The sequence below is a fragment of the Kiloniellales bacterium genome (assembly GCA_030064845.1).
In the GTDB taxonomy this organism is placed as follows: domain Bacteria; phylum Pseudomonadota; class Alphaproteobacteria; order Kiloniellales; family JAKSDN01; genus JASJEC01.
Window position 1 is genome coordinate 64,291 of record JASJEC010000002.1, and the last position, 14,366, is coordinate 78,656.

General features: G+C 67.1%; 19 protein-coding genes. 8 read left to right on the forward strand and 11 right to left on the reverse strand.

What is annotated here, in order from left to right:
• Positions 1-5: 5 nt before the first annotated feature.
• The 4 genes from QNJ67_01215 to QNJ67_01230 form a co-directional block, all read right to left on the reverse strand.
• On the reverse strand, positions 6-476 hold the full coding sequence (locus QNJ67_01215; protein MDJ0607570.1) for a hypothetical protein: 471 nt from the start codon (positions 474-476) through the stop codon (positions 6-8).
• On the reverse strand, positions 473-805 hold the full coding sequence (locus QNJ67_01220; protein ID MDJ0607571.1) for a rod-binding protein: 333 nt from the start codon (positions 803-805) through the stop codon (positions 473-475). Before QNJ67_01220 ends, QNJ67_01215 begins: the two co-directional genes overlap by 4 nt.
• Positions 805-1,890, reverse strand: a complete 1,086-nt coding sequence (locus tag QNJ67_01225) for a flagellar basal body P-ring protein FlgI (protein ID MDJ0607572.1) — start codon at positions 1,888-1,890, stop codon at positions 805-807. The genes QNJ67_01220 and QNJ67_01225 overlap by 1 nt, the downstream gene beginning before the upstream one ends.
• 378 nt (positions 1,891-2,268) lie before the next feature.
• On the reverse strand, positions 2,269-2,628 hold the full coding sequence (locus tag QNJ67_01230; GenBank protein ID MDJ0607573.1) for a flagellar protein FlaG: 360 nt from the start codon (positions 2,626-2,628) through the stop codon (positions 2,269-2,271).
• Positions 2,629-2,846: 218 nt separating this feature from the next.
• Here QNJ67_01230 and QNJ67_01235 point away from each other — a divergent pair, with 218 nt between their 5' ends.
• Both QNJ67_01235 and dksA read left to right on the forward strand, forming a co-directional pair.
• Positions 2,847-3,260 carry a flagellar assembly protein FliX gene (locus QNJ67_01235; protein MDJ0607574.1) on the forward strand — a complete coding sequence of 138 codons (414 nt, stop codon included), beginning with the start codon at positions 2,847-2,849 and terminating at the stop codon, positions 3,258-3,260.
• A 362-nt stretch (positions 3,261-3,622) separates the two neighbouring features.
• Complete coding sequence (dksA, locus tag QNJ67_01240; GenBank protein ID MDJ0607575.1) at positions 3,623-4,051, forward strand: RNA polymerase-binding protein DksA; 429 nt, start codon at positions 3,623-3,625, stop codon at positions 4,049-4,051.
• 129 nt (positions 4,052-4,180) lie between these two features.
• On the opposite strand, the gene flgH is transcribed toward dksA, so the two are convergent.
• From flgH to flgF, 4 genes are read right to left on the reverse strand one after another with little or no spacing between them, the layout of a single operon-like run.
• Entirely contained in the window at positions 4,181-4,963 is a 783-nt protein-coding gene (gene flgH / locus QNJ67_01245; protein MDJ0607576.1) for a flagellar basal body L-ring protein FlgH, read from the reverse strand.
• A gap of 21 nt (positions 4,964-4,984) precedes the next feature.
• On the reverse strand, positions 4,985-5,977 hold the full coding sequence (gene flgA, locus QNJ67_01250; GenBank protein MDJ0607577.1) for a flagellar basal body P-ring formation chaperone FlgA: 993 nt from the start codon (positions 5,975-5,977) through the stop codon (positions 4,985-4,987).
• A gap of 22 nt (positions 5,978-5,999) precedes the next feature.
• Positions 6,000-6,785 (reverse strand): flagellar basal-body rod protein FlgG, encoded by a 786-nt coding sequence (gene flgG / locus QNJ67_01255; protein ID MDJ0607578.1) that lies wholly within the window; start codon positions 6,783-6,785, stop codon positions 6,000-6,002.
• A gap of 21 nt (positions 6,786-6,806) precedes the next feature.
• Complete coding sequence (gene flgF, locus QNJ67_01260; protein ID MDJ0607579.1) at positions 6,807-7,532, reverse strand: flagellar basal-body rod protein FlgF; 726 nt, start codon at positions 7,530-7,532, stop codon at positions 6,807-6,809.
• 278 nt (positions 7,533-7,810) lie between these two features.
• Here flgF and QNJ67_01265 point away from each other — a divergent pair, with 278 nt between their 5' ends.
• From QNJ67_01265 to QNJ67_01290, 6 genes are all read left to right on the forward strand, one after another.
• Positions 7,811-8,356: a flagellar basal body-associated FliL family protein gene (locus tag QNJ67_01265; protein MDJ0607580.1), complete on the forward strand. Its 546-nt coding sequence runs from the start codon at positions 7,811-7,813 to the stop codon at positions 8,354-8,356.
• Between the two features lie 54 nt (positions 8,357-8,410).
• On the forward strand, positions 8,411-9,493 hold the full coding sequence (gene fliM / locus QNJ67_01270; GenBank protein MDJ0607581.1) for a flagellar motor switch protein FliM: 1,083 nt from the start codon (positions 8,411-8,413) through the stop codon (positions 9,491-9,493).
• A complete protein-coding gene (locus QNJ67_01275; GenBank protein ID MDJ0607582.1) occupies positions 9,490-9,930 on the forward strand; it encodes a DUF6468 domain-containing protein in 441 nt (146 codons plus the stop codon). The genes fliM and QNJ67_01275 overlap by 4 nt, the downstream gene beginning before the upstream one ends.
• A gap of 43 nt (positions 9,931-9,973) precedes the next feature.
• Positions 9,974-10,669, forward strand: a complete 696-nt coding sequence (locus QNJ67_01280) for a hypothetical protein (protein MDJ0607583.1) — start codon at positions 9,974-9,976, stop codon at positions 10,667-10,669.
• 78 nt (positions 10,670-10,747) lie between these two features.
• Positions 10,748-11,137 carry a response regulator gene (locus tag QNJ67_01285; GenBank protein ID MDJ0607584.1) on the forward strand — a complete coding sequence of 130 codons (390 nt, stop codon included), beginning with the start codon at positions 10,748-10,750 and terminating at the stop codon, positions 11,135-11,137.
• A 34-nt stretch (positions 11,138-11,171) separates the two neighbouring features.
• Positions 11,172-11,837, forward strand: coding sequence for a protein phosphatase CheZ (locus tag QNJ67_01290; protein MDJ0607585.1), 666 nt, complete (start codon positions 11,172-11,174; stop codon positions 11,835-11,837).
• 274 nt (positions 11,838-12,111) lie between these two features.
• Here the strand turns inward: QNJ67_01290 and QNJ67_01295 are convergent, their stop codons facing one another.
• From QNJ67_01295 to QNJ67_01305, 3 genes are read right to left on the reverse strand one after another with little or no spacing between them, the layout of a single operon-like run.
• The gene (locus tag QNJ67_01295) at positions 12,112-12,597 is read right to left on the reverse strand and encodes a universal stress protein (protein ID MDJ0607586.1); all 486 of its coding nucleotides are present in this window, start codon (positions 12,595-12,597) and stop codon (positions 12,112-12,114) included.
• Between the two features lie 6 nt (positions 12,598-12,603).
• Complete coding sequence (locus QNJ67_01300) at positions 12,604-13,347, reverse strand: TIGR02186 family protein (GenBank protein MDJ0607587.1); 744 nt, start codon at positions 13,345-13,347, stop codon at positions 12,604-12,606.
• Positions 13,344-14,258 carry a sulfite exporter TauE/SafE family protein gene (locus QNJ67_01305; GenBank protein ID MDJ0607588.1) on the reverse strand — a complete coding sequence of 305 codons (915 nt, stop codon included), beginning with the start codon at positions 14,256-14,258 and terminating at the stop codon, positions 13,344-13,346. Before QNJ67_01305 ends, QNJ67_01300 begins: the two co-directional genes overlap by 4 nt.
• Between the last annotated feature and the right edge of the window lie 108 nt (positions 14,259-14,366).

The window sequence follows — 14,366 nt, forward strand, 5'->3', positions numbered from 1 at the left end:
ATCCGTCAGAGCACTTTGTTGACCGAGCAGGCGGGCGTCGCGCCGCGCGGCGCGCTGCTGCGCGGCCGGCCGTCGGCCCGGTAGCGGTTGTTGCCGAGGCTCTGCTCGGCGACCGCCTGGGCGATGGTCTTGACCAGCCGGCCGTTGGCCTCGAGTCCGGCCCTAAGCGCCCGGGCGTTGGCCTCGGTCGCCGAGGCTAGTCGGCCGGCGGCGCTGCGCAGCCCCTCGCGCGCGGCGGGCTCCAGCCCGTCGAGCAGCTTCGGGGCGGCCCGCAGCCGCTCGGCCAGCGTGAGATAGCCCTCTGTGGCGGCGCGCTTCTCGTCCAGCATGGCCTCGATCGCTTCGCTTTTCAGCGCCTTGAGCAGCGGAACCTCCTGCTCGAGAACCCGGGTGATCCGGTCGACCGCCTGGCGCAGGTCCTGGGCGAAGGCCTCGCCGGCCGGCGGTTCGGCGGTCGTGGCTGGGTGTTCGTTCATTGCTGGATCTCCTGCAGCTTAAGCAGTTCGCGCTCAACGGCGTCGGCGATGCCCACGCCGCCTGATTCGGACAGGGACCGGCCGTACTCTCGCACCATGAGGCTGCGGTAGATCTTCTCGGCCGAGCCGCCGCCGAACAGGCCCTCGGTCTCGATGCCCTCGAAGATCGGTGCGAGCATCTCGGCCAGGAACAGCGCTTCGTACTCTTCGGCGGCGCGGCGCAGCGCCTCGCGGTTGTTGCCGGCGCCGGCCGGGCCGGCGGCCGGCCCCGAAGCGCGCAGTGCCTGGCCGGCGCCGGCCTGTAACGTGATGGGCGGCTGGCCGGCCATCACATCACCTCGATCTCGGCCTGCAGGGCGCCGGCCGCCTTGATCGCCTGGAGAATGGTGATCATGTCGCGCGGGCCGATGCCGAGCGCGTTGAGGCCGTTGACCAGTTCCTGCAGGCTGACGCCTCGGTTGAGCACGGCGAGGCGTCTCTCCTCGTCCTCGGAGACCTGGACGCGAGTGCGGTCGACGACCACGGTCTCGCCGGTCTCGGCCAGGGGGTTGGGCTGACTGACCTGAGGCGTCTCGGTGATGCGGATCGTCAGGTTGCCCTGGGCGATCGCCACCGTGCTGATGCGCACGTTCTCGCCCATCACGATCACGCCCGACTGCTCGTCGATCACGACCCGGGCGACCTGGTCCGGCGTGATCCGCAGTTGCTCGATTTCGGTGACCAGGCCGACGGTGCCGCCCGGGAAGTCGTTCGGGACGTCGACCATGATCGTCGTGTTGTCGAGCTGCCGGGCGATCGGCGTCTTGAGGCGACGATTGACCGCCTGGGCCATGCGCCGGGCGGTGGTGAAGTCGGGGTTGCGCAGGGAAACCTTGATGCTCTGCATCTGCGCCAGATCGAAGGCGATCTCCCGCTCGATCACGGCGCCGTTGGGGATTCGGCCCGCCGTGGCCACGCCCTTGCTGACCGTCTCGGCGGCGCCGCCGGCGTTGAACCCCGAGACGGCCACCGAGCCTTGCGCCACGGCGTAGACCTCGCCGTCGGCCGCGAGCAGCGGCGTGACGAGCAGCGTGCCCCCCAGCAGGCTCTGGGCGTCGCCCAAGGCAGAGATCGTCACGTCGATCCGCCGGCCCTGTCGGGCGAAGGGCGGCAGGTCGGCCGTCACCATGACGGCAGCCACGTTGTCGGTTTCTAGGTCGTCGTCGCGGGCCGAGACGCCGAGGCGCTCGAGCATGCCGATCAGGCTCTCCCGGGTGAAGACCGCGCTCTCAAGATCGTCGCCCGTGCCGTCCAGGCCGACGACCAGACCGTAGCCGACCAGGTGGTTGCTGCGCACGCCTTCGAAGTCGGCGATATCCTTGATGCGGACCTGGGCTGCGGCGGGCGAGGCGCCGAGCCACAGCAGGGCGGCCAGAACGAGCCCTAGCGACGCCCGGCTGGCACCGGCGCCGAACGTCAGCCTGCAGATCTTTGCACTCGTCCTCACGGCGTCTTTCCTCGAGCCTGTTCCGAAAGGGTTCTCCTCGGGGCTCCTGATGCGAACGCCGTGCCAGCTCCGCTTCCTTGTTTAAGGTGAATTATATCAATATGTTGACCGGATGTCCGTAGGGCCGAGACCGGGGTCGCCCGCTGGCTCGGCAAGAAGCGCCCGGCAAGACTTACCCGGATCGCGAACTGCTGGCGCAGGTGCGGGACGAATGCCGGTCAGCCGGCATCGCCCCGGGGCGAGGGCGCCGGTTTGTTCGGGTCGGGTGTTTCGTTTGGGGGTGGGCCCGGCGGCCCTGGCCGGGGATCAGGCGAGCTGATCCAGCACCAGGCCCGTGCGCTCCGTATCGATGGGTTCGGCCGCGGCGTCGCTGATCTCGGCGAAGTAGCGCACGATCTGCTCGGGCGGGAAGCGCTGCACCACCTCGCCCGAGTCCGAATCGACGATCTCGACGAAAACGCGCGACAGCTCCTGGTCGAATGCCAGGCGCGACTGAGAGGATGCCCCCGCAGACGGCCGGCCAGCGGTGCTCGGCGCAACCTGTTCCGCCGTTGCGGGGCGCGCGGGCGCTTCCCGCACGCGCGAGTCCTCGACTCGTGCGCTCGCCTGCGTCCTCTTGACGCTGGCGGCGGCTGAACCCGCGAGTGTTGCTTCGGCGACAGTCATAACAGCGCAAACCTCTTGTGAGCCCTTCTTGAGCCCACTATCACTGTCACCCGAAAAAACTAAGAAATACTTACTAAGCGGATAGTCTAATTCGCTTTTGGGCCGGTCCGAGCCCTGCTGCTGCTGCGGCATCCGCGCTAACGGCATTTTAACCCTGATCGCCGCACCGTCGCGGCGGACGCGCGTCGGCGGCCGGGTCGCTATCTGCGGGACACCTGATGAAGATAGGCTCTCTATCCAACGGCCGTATCGAGAAGCCGAGCCGGAAGTCGGCCGGCAAAACCGGAAAACCGGGCGAGTTCGCCGGGATTCTGGAAACCGGCGAGGCCCAGGGGGCCGCGCCGACCGCCCCGGCGGCCGCATCGACGATCGATTCACTCCTCGCCCTCCAGGAGGTTCCAGGCGACCGCCTGTCCCGCGAAGCTGCGGCCCGCCATGGCCAGGCCTTGCTCGAGGCGCTCGATCGCCTGCGTTTCGAGCTCTTGGACGGCGCGGTGAGTCAGGAAAACCTGCTGCGGCTGGGCGAAATGGCGGCGGCCCGCAAGGGCGCCACCGAGGACCCGCGCCTCGACACCGTCCTCGACGAGATCGAGCTGCGCGTCGCGGTCGAGCTCGCGAAGCGCGGCCGCTAAGCACATTCCGCCGGAACCATCGGTTGATCGCGCCGGATCGCCAGGCCCTTCCTGCCGATCCGCTCTCCATCTAAGTTTCAGAGCAGATTCACCGGGTTTGATGGATCGCCTCCGGCGATTCAGTCAAACCAGGATCTGCTCTAGGGGGACCGCGACGGCGTCTCGCCACCCGGCCCGCCGCGGGATTGCCGGGGCGATTTCCCGAGCCTCAGGGGCCCCTCGCGCCGCCCGCCCGTCCGGGCATTTTCATCGGTCCTGCCACGGCCGGAAAATCGGCCCGTCACGCCTCTCGTAGTGCTTGAAAGCAAACATGAAATTCTTATACTCCGCGCGCGAACTCCAGGCAGGATCGGGGTTGAGAAATGAGCAAGGGCAAGACTCGAAACGGTCTGAACGGCTATCATCCGAGCGATGACGAGCCCTTCATGAATACGCGGATGCAAGCCTATTTCCGCCAGAAGCTGACCAACTGGAAGAACGAACTCCTGCACGAATCGAGCGAAACACTGCAGCACCTTCAAGAAGGGGGGCTGCTGGAAGCCGATCTGGCCGATCGCGCGTCGCTCGAGACGGACCGCTCCCTGGAGCTGCGCACAAGGGACCGCGAACGCAAGCTGATCGCCAAGATCGATGCGGCGCTCCAGCGCATCGAAGAAGGCTCCTACGGGTACTGCGAAGAAACGGCGGAACCGATCAGCCTGCGCCGCCTGGAGGCCAGGCCGATCGCCACGCTGTCGCTCGAGGCGCAGGAACGCCACGAGCGCAAGGAGCGGACCCACCGCGACGACTGATCCTGCGGCCGGGAGTTCTGTTTTCCGCAGACCCGGCCGCCGTCACGCCGCCCTAGCTAGAGCAGGTCCGGCTCTGACTGATTCGCCGGAAGCGGTCCGCAACCCGGTGAATCCGCTACAGGCGTGGCGTCAGAACGGCCAGAGCACGTCGTAGAGCTGCTGCCCGTAGCGCGGCTGCTGCACGTCGGTAATGTGGCCGCGTCCGCCGTAGGCGATCCGCGCCTCGGCGATCTTCTCGAACTCGATGGTATTGGCCGAGGTGATATCCTCCGGACGGATGACCCCGGCGACCTGAAGCTCGCGCATCTCGTAGTTGATCCGCATCTCCTGGCGGCCGGCGACCACGAGGTTCCCGTTCGGCAGGACCTGCGTGACGAGCGCGGCGACCTTGAGGTTGATCGTCTCGCCCCGGTCGACGGAGCCGTTGCCTTCGGTGCTGCCGGCGCTGTCCAGGTCGACGAGGCTGAGGGGATTGACGCCGTTCGGCAGGAAGTTCTGCAGGAGCCCCTCGTAGCCGAGCAGGGAGGTCAGAGAAGCGTCCTCCGAGGCGGCCCGGCCGCGCGTGGTCCGGTTGGAGATCGAGGCGTTGTCCGACACCTCGATGTTGATGGTGACGATGTCGCCGACCACGGCGGCGCGTTGATCCTGCAGGAAATGCTGCGAACCGGTGCGCCACAGCGAGTTGGCCTGGCGCGGCGCGGGCTGCGGCGCCGGCATGGGCAGGCGCACCTGACGATCGTTGGCGATTGGCGCCGGGTTCTCGATTTCGCTGAGTGAGGGTTCCTGGCCGATGGCGATAAGCCGCTCGAACACCGTGCAGGCCTGCAGCGAGGCGCCCGCGGCGGCGATTACAACGAGCCGCAGCAGGCTGCGGGAAAGGCTGCGCCGTCTGGGAAGTTCTATCCGCGTCATTGGTTTGTCTCCCTTCTGGTCCTATTGCGTCGGCGCGCCGGCGGGGTGCGGCACCGCCACGGCGCCGGAGGCGAGCACCGTCCCGTTGACGATGGTCCGCGACTGGGTGTTCATGACGCGGATCACGTCGCCCCTGGTGCCGGGCTCGAGGGCCCGGCCCTGCGCCGTCAGCACCATGCGTTCGGTCGCCAGCCGGAGCGTCACCAGCGCGTTCTTGGGCACCAGCACGGGCTCGCGCAGCTGGCCCGACCGCACCGCCTCGCCGGCTTTGAGCGCGCGCCGGGGGCTCTTGCCGAGCACCGCAGCGGCGTCGACGAGCACGTCCGCGGCGAGTCGGTCGGCGGCGATCCGCCGCCAGTCCAGATCGTCGGTGCCGATGATCTCTCCCCGCATGATCCGGCGGCGCGGCACCGGAACTTCGACCATCACAACGGCGCGGCCGGTCACCGTGGCCTCGACCGCCGGGGCGCCGTCCGCCGGCGAAACGGCCTTGGCGCGAAACCGGCCGTTGGCCGGGTTGTACGAGAGCGCCGAGATGCCGAGGGAGGCCTCGCTGCCGAGCGGCAGATGCAGCGCGATCGTGGGGTCGTCGAGGGCGACGGCGATCTCCTGGCCGGGGGTCATGCGGCCGAGGGTGGCGTGCAGGGCAGTCTGGATCTGCGGCGCCTCGATCGCGATGCTGCGCCGGCTCACCACCACCCGATCGAAGCGCGTTGCGGGGCGCCAGGCGATGCCGTGCTCCTGGGCCACCGCGGCCAGCCACCGCGCGCCGAATTCGATCCTGCGGCCGGGCTCCGGCGCGCGGGCGATCGCATGGTCGGCCTCCGGTGGCAGGGGCTCGAACAGATCGCCCAACCGCAGCAGGGACCCGTCGATCTCGACCTCGGGCTTCAGCATGACACGGCCGGCGGGCGTCTCGGCGGCGTCGGCCGCGGACACGCCTGCGAGCAGGGCCAGGGCCAGCAGGCCGGCGATCGGCCGCTTGCCGCTGGGCGCTTGGTTCGATCTTCTCACCACTCGTCCTTTCCCTCAGGCGCTAGCGAAGCTGGGTGACGCTCTGCATCATTTCGTCGGACGCCTGGATCACCCGGGAGTTCATCTCGTAGGCCCGTTGGGCGGTGATCAGGTCGGTGATCTCGGTGACCACGTTGACGTTCGACGCCTCGAGCAGGCCCTGCTTGACCGATCCGAAGCCGGTCGACCCGGGCGTGCCGATCGTGGCCGTACCGGAGGCCGTCGTCTCCAGCAGCAGGTTGTCGCCGATCGCCTGCAGCCCGGCTTCGTTGGCGAAGGTGGCCAATTCGATCTGTCCGACCTGCTGGCTCGCGACCTGGCCGGAGAGCGTGACCGAGACCTGGCCGTTGTCATTGATGGTGACCGAGGTGGCGTCGATCGGGATCGTGATGCCCGGCTGGATGGTGTAACCGTCAACCGTCACCAGATCCCCGTCGGCAGAGAGCTGGAAAGCGCCGGAGCGGGTGTAGGCGGTGTCGCCGTCGGGCAGCTCGACCTGGAAGAAGCCCTTGCCGTTGATCGCGACGTCGAAGGGATTGTCGGTAATGTTCATCGCGCCCTGCTCGCTGATCCGGTAGACCGCGGCCGGCTGCACGCCGAGCCCCAGCTGCACGCCGGCCGGCACCACCGTGCCGGCGTCCGACGATTCCGAGCCGACCCGCCTCAGGTCCTGGTACAGCAGGTCCTGGAACTCGGAGCGTTGGCGCTTGTAGCCCGTCGTGCTCATGTTCGCGATGTTGTTGGAAATGACTTCCACGTTGAGCTGCTGTGCGAGCATGCCGGTGGCGGCGATATCGAGCGAATTCATCCGCGTCTCCTCCTCGGTTCCTTAGGTTTGCACGGGCGCCAGAGCGCTGATCGCCCGGCGCTGGCGTTCGTGTTCCTCGTTGCTCATCCGCGCCACTGCCTGATAGCTGCGCACGGTGTCGATCATCTTGGTCATCTCGACCACGCCGACCACGTTGGAGCCCTCGAGGGTGCCCTGCTGGATGACCGAATCCTCGTCGGGCTCGGCGACCTGCCCGCCGGCGCCGAAGAGCCCGTTCTCCTGACGGGTCAGGGCCTGCTGGTTCTCGAAGCGGACCAGCTGTATGCGCCCTAGCTCGCCCTCATCGGTCGAGACCGTGCCGTCGTCCGCGACGACGATCTCCGTCGTGTCGTCGGGAATGGTCAGGGGCGTTCCTGCATCGCTCAGCAGGGGATAGCCGTTCGAGTTGACGATCTCTCTGTCCGGCGACAAGGCGAAGTGGCCGGCCCGCGTGTAGCGTTCGCCTTCGGGCGTCTCGACCGCGAAGTAGCCGTCGCCGCGGATCGACAGGTCCAGCTCGTTGCCGGTGGCCTTGACCGGCCCCGGGCGCAGATCCTGCACGGTCGCGATATCCTGAACAAAACTGACCTTCTCCCGGGGCAGGGTGCGTTCCAGGTATTCGACGAAGACCATGGATTCGGCCTTGAAGCCGGGCGTGTTCAAGTTGGCGAGGTTATGCGCCACCGCCTCCATCTGGCGCCTCAGCACCATCTGACGGGACAGGGCGACGTAGCCGGGATTCTCCATCTCTTTCTCTCTGCGCCTCTTTCTCATTCGGGCGACGGCAATTCACCGCATGGCCCTCGCCTTTGCAGGTCTCGTGCCAGAGGAAGAGGTTGCAGAAATCAGGGGGTTGGCAACGGTCAGCGGGGTGCCCAGAGGGCTTCGGGCAGTGCTTGCCCGGCAGGTCTTGCCGGGCCGGCGCGGCCAATCGCCGCCGCGACGCCGAATGCTAAACGGGTTCTTAACTTGCGCCCGTTACTTTCCCCTTACTAGCGGATTAGTCTAGACGGAACATCGCTCTCGTGGCCGATCAAACGAGTACGACGGATATCGGAGACGGTCTCGAAGTCGAGGCCAAGCCGAAGGGTGGCATCAGCGGGAAGGTCCTGATCCTCTTAGGCATCCTGCCCAACCTGCTGCTCGTCGGCGGGGTCGCGGGCGCCTACTTCTCCGGCCTGCTCGATCCCCTGCTGAAGCCGGAGACGGCGGTCGAGCAGGTGGCCGAGGCGGAAACCTCGACGCCCCCCGAGCTCGTCGGCAACGATTCCTACTTCTACAAGCTGCCCGACCTCCTGGTGAATCTGAACGTGGGCGGTCGCAAGTCGGCCTACCTCAAGCTGTCGGTCAGTCTGGAGCTGCCCGACGACAGCCACATCGACCATCTCGACCGGGTGCGGCCCCGGATCATCGACAGTTTCCAGGTCTACCTGCGGGAGCTGCGCGTCGAGGACCTCAGCGGCTCCGCCGGCATACAGCGCCTCCGCGAGGAGCTGCTCTACCGAGTCAACGCGGCGGCGCGCCCGGCCGTGGTGCGCGACGTGCTGTTCAAGGAAATGCTGATCCAGTGAGGCGCTAGGCGCACCCACCGGACACCCCCCGCAGGTTCATCGAGTTCGGGACGCATGGCGGACGAAGACAACAGTCAGGGAGCGGAGACCGACGAGGCCGCTGTCTTGGCCGAATGGGAGGCCATGACGGAGGGGGAGGGCGACGAGACGGCCATGACCGGCTCGTCCAACCGCGTGCTCGACCAGTCCGAGATCGACAGCCTGCTCGGCGTGGACACCGGCGCCGGCGGCGACATGGGCGATCTCTCCGGAATTCAGGCAATCATCAACTCGGCGCTGGTGTCCTACGAGCGCCTGCCCATGCTCGAGGTCGTGTTCGACCGCCTGGTCAGGATGATGTCGACCTCGCTGCGGAACTTCACCTCGGACAACGTCGAGGTCAGCCTGGAATCGATCACCTCGGCGCGCTTCGGCGATTACCTCGACCAGATCCCCCTGCCGGCAATGCTGACGGTGTTCAAGGCCGACGAGTGGGACAACTTCGGCCTGATGACCATCGACTCGTCGCTGATCTACTCCGTGGTCGACGTCCTGCTCGGCGGGCGCCGGGGCACCGCCGCCATGCGGATCGAGGGCCGGCCCTACACCACCATCGAGCGGAACCTGGTCGAGCGCATGGTGCACGTCGTGCTGGGCGATCTCTCGACCGCCTTCGACCCGCTCTCGCCGGTCACCTTCCGCTTCGAGCGCCTGGAATCCAATCCGCGCTTCGCCACCATCGCGCGGCCGGCCAACGCTACGATCGTCGCCAGCCTGCGGGTCGACATGGAAGACCGCGGCGGCAAGATGGAACTGGTGATTCCCTACGCCACCCTGGAGCCGGTCCGCGAGCTTCTGCTGCAGATGTTCATCGGCGAGAAGTTCGGGCGGGATTCGATCTGGGAGAGCCACCTGACCATGGAGCTGTGGCAGACCGAGGTGCCGATCCAGGCCGTGCTCGACGAGTTCGAGCTAAGTCTGGGCGACGTGATGAACTGGCAGGAGGGGACCCGGATCGAGCTCAACTGCGCTCCCGACTCGCGCATCAAGCTGCGCTGCGGCGACATCTCCATGTTCGAAGGCCAGATGGGGCGAAAGGGCGTCAACATCGCTGTCCGGATCGCCAACCGGCTGGCCGCGGCAGGGATCTACGGGTGATCGCGGTCATGGACATGGGCTACGTCAGCCTCGTGCTCAATCTGCTGGTCGCGGCCCTGCTGGTCGCGACCATCGCCTATGCCTGGACCCTGAACCGCAAGCTGAACGCGCTGCGCGAGTCGAAGCGGGACATGGAGCAGTTGATCGCCCGCTTCGCGCAAGCCACGTCGCGGGCCGAGAACGGCCTGGCCGAGATCCGTCAAACCGCCGACCAGACCGGCGGCGAGCTTCGCCAGTCGATCAGCGAGGGCCGATCGATCGCGGACGACCTGGTTTTCCTGGTCGAGCGCGCGGGCAAGTTGGCCGATCGGCTGACCGTGCCGCCGGCGCGGGCCGGCGCCACGCCGGATGCCGCTGCAGAGGCGGCCGACCAGCCGATAGAGCCCGGGCTCGTGCCGCCCGACCGGCGGTCGAGCAAGCTTCACGGCCTGCGCTGATGCGCCGCGCCGCCCCTGTTCGCGCCGGCACTCGGAGGACGGCATGAGACTGCGCCTGATTCCGGTGCTGATCTTCGCCGCCGCTGTCACGCTGGCGATCAAGGTCGGCGCGATCTGGGAGGGTGTCGACGGCATCGGCGAGTTCAGCCGGGCGACGGCGGCCGATACCCGGGCGCCGGAGCCGCCGGGCGCTGTGGAGACGACGGGTGCCGCGACACCGGCGCCGAACCCGACCGAAGCCGGCAAGCCGCGAGAAGAGGACCCGGGCCGCCCAGAGGTCGCCCGTCTGCCGACCGACGTCTTTTCACTGAGCGATGAAGAGATCGACCTGCTGCAGCGCCTGTCCGAGCGGCGGGCGGAGATCGAGCAGCAGGTCCAAGTGCTCGAGCAGCGCAGCGCCCTGCTCCAGGCCGCGGAGCAGCGGATCGATGAAAAAATCAGTGAGCTCAACACGCTGCGTGAAACCATCGAAGCCCTGCTGGTGCGCCACGACGAGCAGGAAGAGGCCCAGATGCAGAGCCTCGTCAAGATCTACGAGAGCATGAAGCCGAAGGACGCGGCGCGGATCTTCGAAGGCCTCGACATGGTCGTGCTGCTCGACGTGATCGAGCGCATGAAAGAGCGCAAGACCGCCCCGATCCTGGCTCAGATGAATCCCGAGCGCGCCAAGGAGATTACCCTCGAGCTGGCCCAGCGCCGCGACTTGCCGAAGAGGGCAGGAGCCAGCAAAGTCAACTAGATAGAATATGTTAACTGTTTAGAACTAAAACTCTTTTTTCGAAAAAGCACCCATCCCGTTCAGGTTTAGGAGCAACCGATGGCCGCGGTCGATTTGAACATGCCGATTCTCATCGTGGACGACTACAAGACCATGCTGAGGATCATCAGGAATCTCTTGAAGCAGCTCGGTTTCAACAACGTCGACGAGGCTACCGACGGGAGCGCCGCGCTGCAGAAACTGCGGGACAAGCCCTACGGCCTGGTGATTTCCGACTGGAACATGGAGCCCATGACCGGGCTCGAGTTGCTGAAAGAGGTGCGCGCCGACGGCAAGCTCAACGGACTGCCCTTCATCATGATCACGGCCGAGAGCAAGACCGACAACGTGGTGGCGGCCAAGCAGGCGGGCGTGAGCAACTACATCGTCAAGCCGTTCAACGCCGAGACCCTCAAGTCCAAGCTCACCACGGTGGTCGGCGAGTTCTGATCTCCTTAGCCGCGCGCATCCGGAAGGCCCGCTGATGACCGTCGATCCCGCAGTGAGCGACCTGCACCGTCGCGTCGAAACCCTGTTGCCCCAGGGCGATCAGATCGATCCCGGCGACATCGTCGAAGCGGTGCGCTGCGTGATGTCCTCGGTCACGGGCGACGTGGCCGCGGTCAATGTGAACTTCTACCGTGAGATACAGGCGCTCGGCCGCTTCCTGGACGAGGTGAAGGCGGAGATCGCGGCGCTGCGCCCGGACGAGATCACCGCGCAGCATTTGCCGACCGCGGCCGACGAGCTCGAGGCGATCGTCGGCTCGACCGAGAAGGCGACCAACTCGATCTTCGAGGCGGTCGAGACGATCGAGGAATTGGCTGGGGAGATGGACCCTGCGGTCGCCGGCAAGGTGACCAACGAGGTCACCAAGGTCTACGAAGCTTGCAGCTTCCAGGACATCACCGGTCAGCGCATCAGCAAGGTGGTCAACGCCCTGCAGCATGTCGAGAACAAGGTTCGCGGTCTGCTCGAAGCCTTCGGGCACGAGGCCGAGGGCGTCCCGGCGGGACGGTCCGCAGCGGCGTCCGGGCGCGCCGACGGCAAGCCCGAGAGGCCCGACGAGCATCTGATGAGCGGGCCGGCCCTGCCGGACGAAGGGGTCAGTCAGGACGACATCGACGCGCTGCTCAACAGTATGGACTAGGGCCTGTTGACACTCACGTCGCGCTCCTGGTCCGAGTGAAATCGGCCTGCTGTTAGGCGCGAGGAGGAAGGACATGCCGAGCATATTCGACGACAAGCAACGCGGCAGCAGGCCGATTTCGCCGGATCCCTTCGGGACGGGGCGCATTTGCGCCGGGGCGGCGTCGCGGAAGGCCTTGTGGGAGGCTACCCCACGGCGCCTCCCGCTCCTGGCCCCGGCGCAAATGCGCTCCCGCCAGGAGCGCGCCGTGAATGTCAACAGGCCCTGGCCCGGATCAGGCAATGCTGTCGATCTCTTCGTCCGACAGGTTGCCCGGCACGATGGTTACCGGCACCCTGAGCTTGCCGACGAACTTGCCGGTCAGGGCCTCGACAAGCGGGCCGGGTCCGCGCTTCTCGACGTTGGCGCCCAGGACCAGGATCGACACGGTCGGGTCCTCGTCGATCAGCTTGAGCAGCTCCTCGCGGCGCGTCCCCTCGCGGACGTGCAGGACCGGCAGCTGGCCGGTCAGCTCGTTGACCTTGGCCGCCAGGCGCTGCAGCAGCTGCTCGCCTTCGTTGCGGGCCTCCTCGCGCATAAGGTCGCCGACTGCCATCCAGTGCTGGAAATCGCTCGGCTCGACGACATAGAGCAGGGCGACCCGGCCGCCGGTGTTGCTGGCGCGCCGGCAGGCGAAGCGCAGCGCGACGGCCATCTCCTGGGTGTCGTCCACGACGACCAGAAAGATCCGGTCATGGCTCTGCGCGGCGGCGTCGGTCATGCGGCGTCAGGGCCTTCTAAAGGCGGCATCTGCCAACCATCCTGCCACCAGAGCGATGACGATCGCAAATATCCCGTAGAACGCGGGCCATTCGTGGGCGAAGCGGAAGATCTCCGCCTCGACGCCGACCTTGTTGACCGCCAGCGGCTGGATCTCGGCGCCGACGACCTGACCGTCGACCAGAAGATAGAAATGGGCCTGATAGTTCCCCGTCGGCAGATTGGCGGGCAGCCCGAACCAGGTGCTGAACAGCCGGTCGCTGCGGAACACGACCTCGCCGATCTCCTCGGGGTAGAGGCCGAGCCGCTGGTGATTGCGCACCACCGCGTCCTTCCAAGCCCGCCGGATGTTCTCCGAGGCCTTGGCGCGCGGCAGCTCGAGCCGCGCGCGCAGGTGATCGACCCCGAGGACGTGGCTGCGCAGCACCTCCGGCGCCGCGATCTCCTCGAGCGGCCGCGAGCTGGCGACCGCATAGAAGGCCGGCACCTGCTCGACCGTCATGGCGGCGGCGTTGACCCAGATGCCGAAGAACTGGTCCTTGCGGCGCATGACCACCGGGCGGGTCGGGCCGCGCAGCACGACGACCACGTCGCCGGGGCGGTTGATCGCGCCGAACGCCAGGATGTTGTCGCCGGTGAAATCCGTCGTGATCGCCACGTTGTACTTCGACAGGGCGGCCACCAGGGGCTCGATCGCCAGCGCCTCGCCGGGGGCGATCAGGAGCGCGAGGAGGGCGAGCAGCCGTCTCATTCGATCCGCCCGATCGAATAGAGGTCGCTGGGCGTGATGGTCAGGTCGTACCCCAGCTTGGCGCAGACCGCGAGCACCATGGCGGCCAGCAGGATGCGCAGCTGCTCGCCGCGCAGCTTGGCCCCCGCCTTGGCGCCGAGTTGTGCGCCGATCACCGCCCCGATCAGCAGCAGCAGGGCGAGCACCACGTCGACCGTCTGGTTGGCGTAGGCCTGCAGGAAGGTGACGTTGGCGGTCACGAAGATGATCTGGAACAGCGAGGTGCCGACCACCACCGAGGTCGGCATGCCGAGCAGGTAGATCATCGCCGGCACCATGATGAAGCCGCCCCCGACGCCCATGATCGCGGCCAGCACGCCGACCACGAAGCCGACCCCGACCGGCAGCAGCGCCGAGATGTAGAGCTTGGAGCGCCGGAACCGCATCTTGAACGGCAGGCCGTGGATCCAGGTGTGCTTGTGCAGCTTGCCTCGGGAGGCCGCCTGGGCGCGGTGGCGGAGTAGCGCCTTGAGGCTCTCGACGAACATCAGCGCGCCGATGATGCCGAGGAAGGTGACGTAGCTGAGCTTGATCACCAGGTCGATCTGGCCGAGCGTCCTGAGCAGCGCGAACAGCCAGACCCCGAAGGTCGAGCCCAGGAGACCGCCGACCAGCAGCATGGCGCCCATCTTGAAGTCGACGTTTCCACGCTTCCAGTGAGCCAGCACGCCGGACACCGAGGAGGCGACGATCTGGTTCGCCTCGGTGCCGACCGCGACCGCCGGGGGGATGCCGATGAAGATCAGGATCGGGGTCATGAGGAAGCCGCCGCCGACGCCGAACAGCCCGGAAAGAAAGCCGATCGCGCCGCCCAAGCCGAGCAGCAGGAAGGCGTTCACGGACATCTCGGCGATCGGCAGATAGATCTGCATCGTTCGGAGCTTTGACCGGCCGGATAAGCCAAACAAGCGAGACGCGCGGGCTGTCCCCGGCGCGGACCCGGCGGCTGAAGCCGCCGGGAACACCCGTCGGGACCCGGC

Excerpts from the sequence above, each read along its gene's own strand:
- QNJ67_01215 (MDJ0607570.1), bottom strand. The coding sequence starts at position 476 with ATGAACGAACACCCAGCCACGACCGCCGAACCGCCGGCCGGCGAGGCC.
- QNJ67_01220 (MDJ0607571.1), bottom strand. The coding sequence starts at position 805 with ATGGCCGGCCAGCCGCCCATCACGTTACAGGCCGGCGCCGGCCAGGCA.
- QNJ67_01230 (MDJ0607573.1), bottom strand. The coding sequence starts at position 2,628 with ATGACTGTCGCCGAAGCAACACTCGCGGGTTCAGCCGCCGCCAGCGTC.
- QNJ67_01235 (MDJ0607574.1), top strand. The coding sequence starts at position 2,847 with ATGAAGATAGGCTCTCTATCCAACGGCCGTATCGAGAAGCCGAGCCGG.
- dksA (MDJ0607575.1), top strand. The coding sequence starts at position 3,623 with ATGAGCAAGGGCAAGACTCGAAACGGTCTGAACGGCTATCATCCGAGC.
- flgH (MDJ0607576.1), bottom strand. The coding sequence starts at position 4,963 with ATGACGCGGATAGAACTTCCCAGACGGCGCAGCCTTTCCCGCAGCCTG.
- flgG (MDJ0607578.1), bottom strand. The coding sequence starts at position 6,785 with ATGAATTCGCTCGATATCGCCGCCACCGGCATGCTCGCACAGCAGCTC.
- flgF (MDJ0607579.1), bottom strand. The coding sequence starts at position 7,532 with ATGGAGAATCCCGGCTACGTCGCCCTGTCCCGTCAGATGGTGCTGAGG.
- fliM (MDJ0607581.1), top strand. The coding sequence starts at position 8,411 with ATGGCGGACGAAGACAACAGTCAGGGAGCGGAGACCGACGAGGCCGCT.
- QNJ67_01280 (MDJ0607583.1), top strand. The coding sequence starts at position 9,974 with ATGAGACTGCGCCTGATTCCGGTGCTGATCTTCGCCGCCGCTGTCACG.
- QNJ67_01285 (MDJ0607584.1), top strand. The coding sequence starts at position 10,748 with ATGGCCGCGGTCGATTTGAACATGCCGATTCTCATCGTGGACGACTAC.
- QNJ67_01290 (MDJ0607585.1), top strand. The coding sequence starts at position 11,172 with ATGACCGTCGATCCCGCAGTGAGCGACCTGCACCGTCGCGTCGAAACC.
- QNJ67_01295 (MDJ0607586.1), bottom strand. The coding sequence starts at position 12,597 with ATGACCGACGCCGCCGCGCAGAGCCATGACCGGATCTTTCTGGTCGTC.
- QNJ67_01300 (MDJ0607587.1), bottom strand. The coding sequence starts at position 13,347 with ATGAGACGGCTGCTCGCCCTCCTCGCGCTCCTGATCGCCCCCGGCGAG.
- QNJ67_01305 (MDJ0607588.1), bottom strand. The coding sequence starts at position 14,258 with ATGCAGATCTATCTGCCGATCGCCGAGATGTCCGTGAACGCCTTCCTG.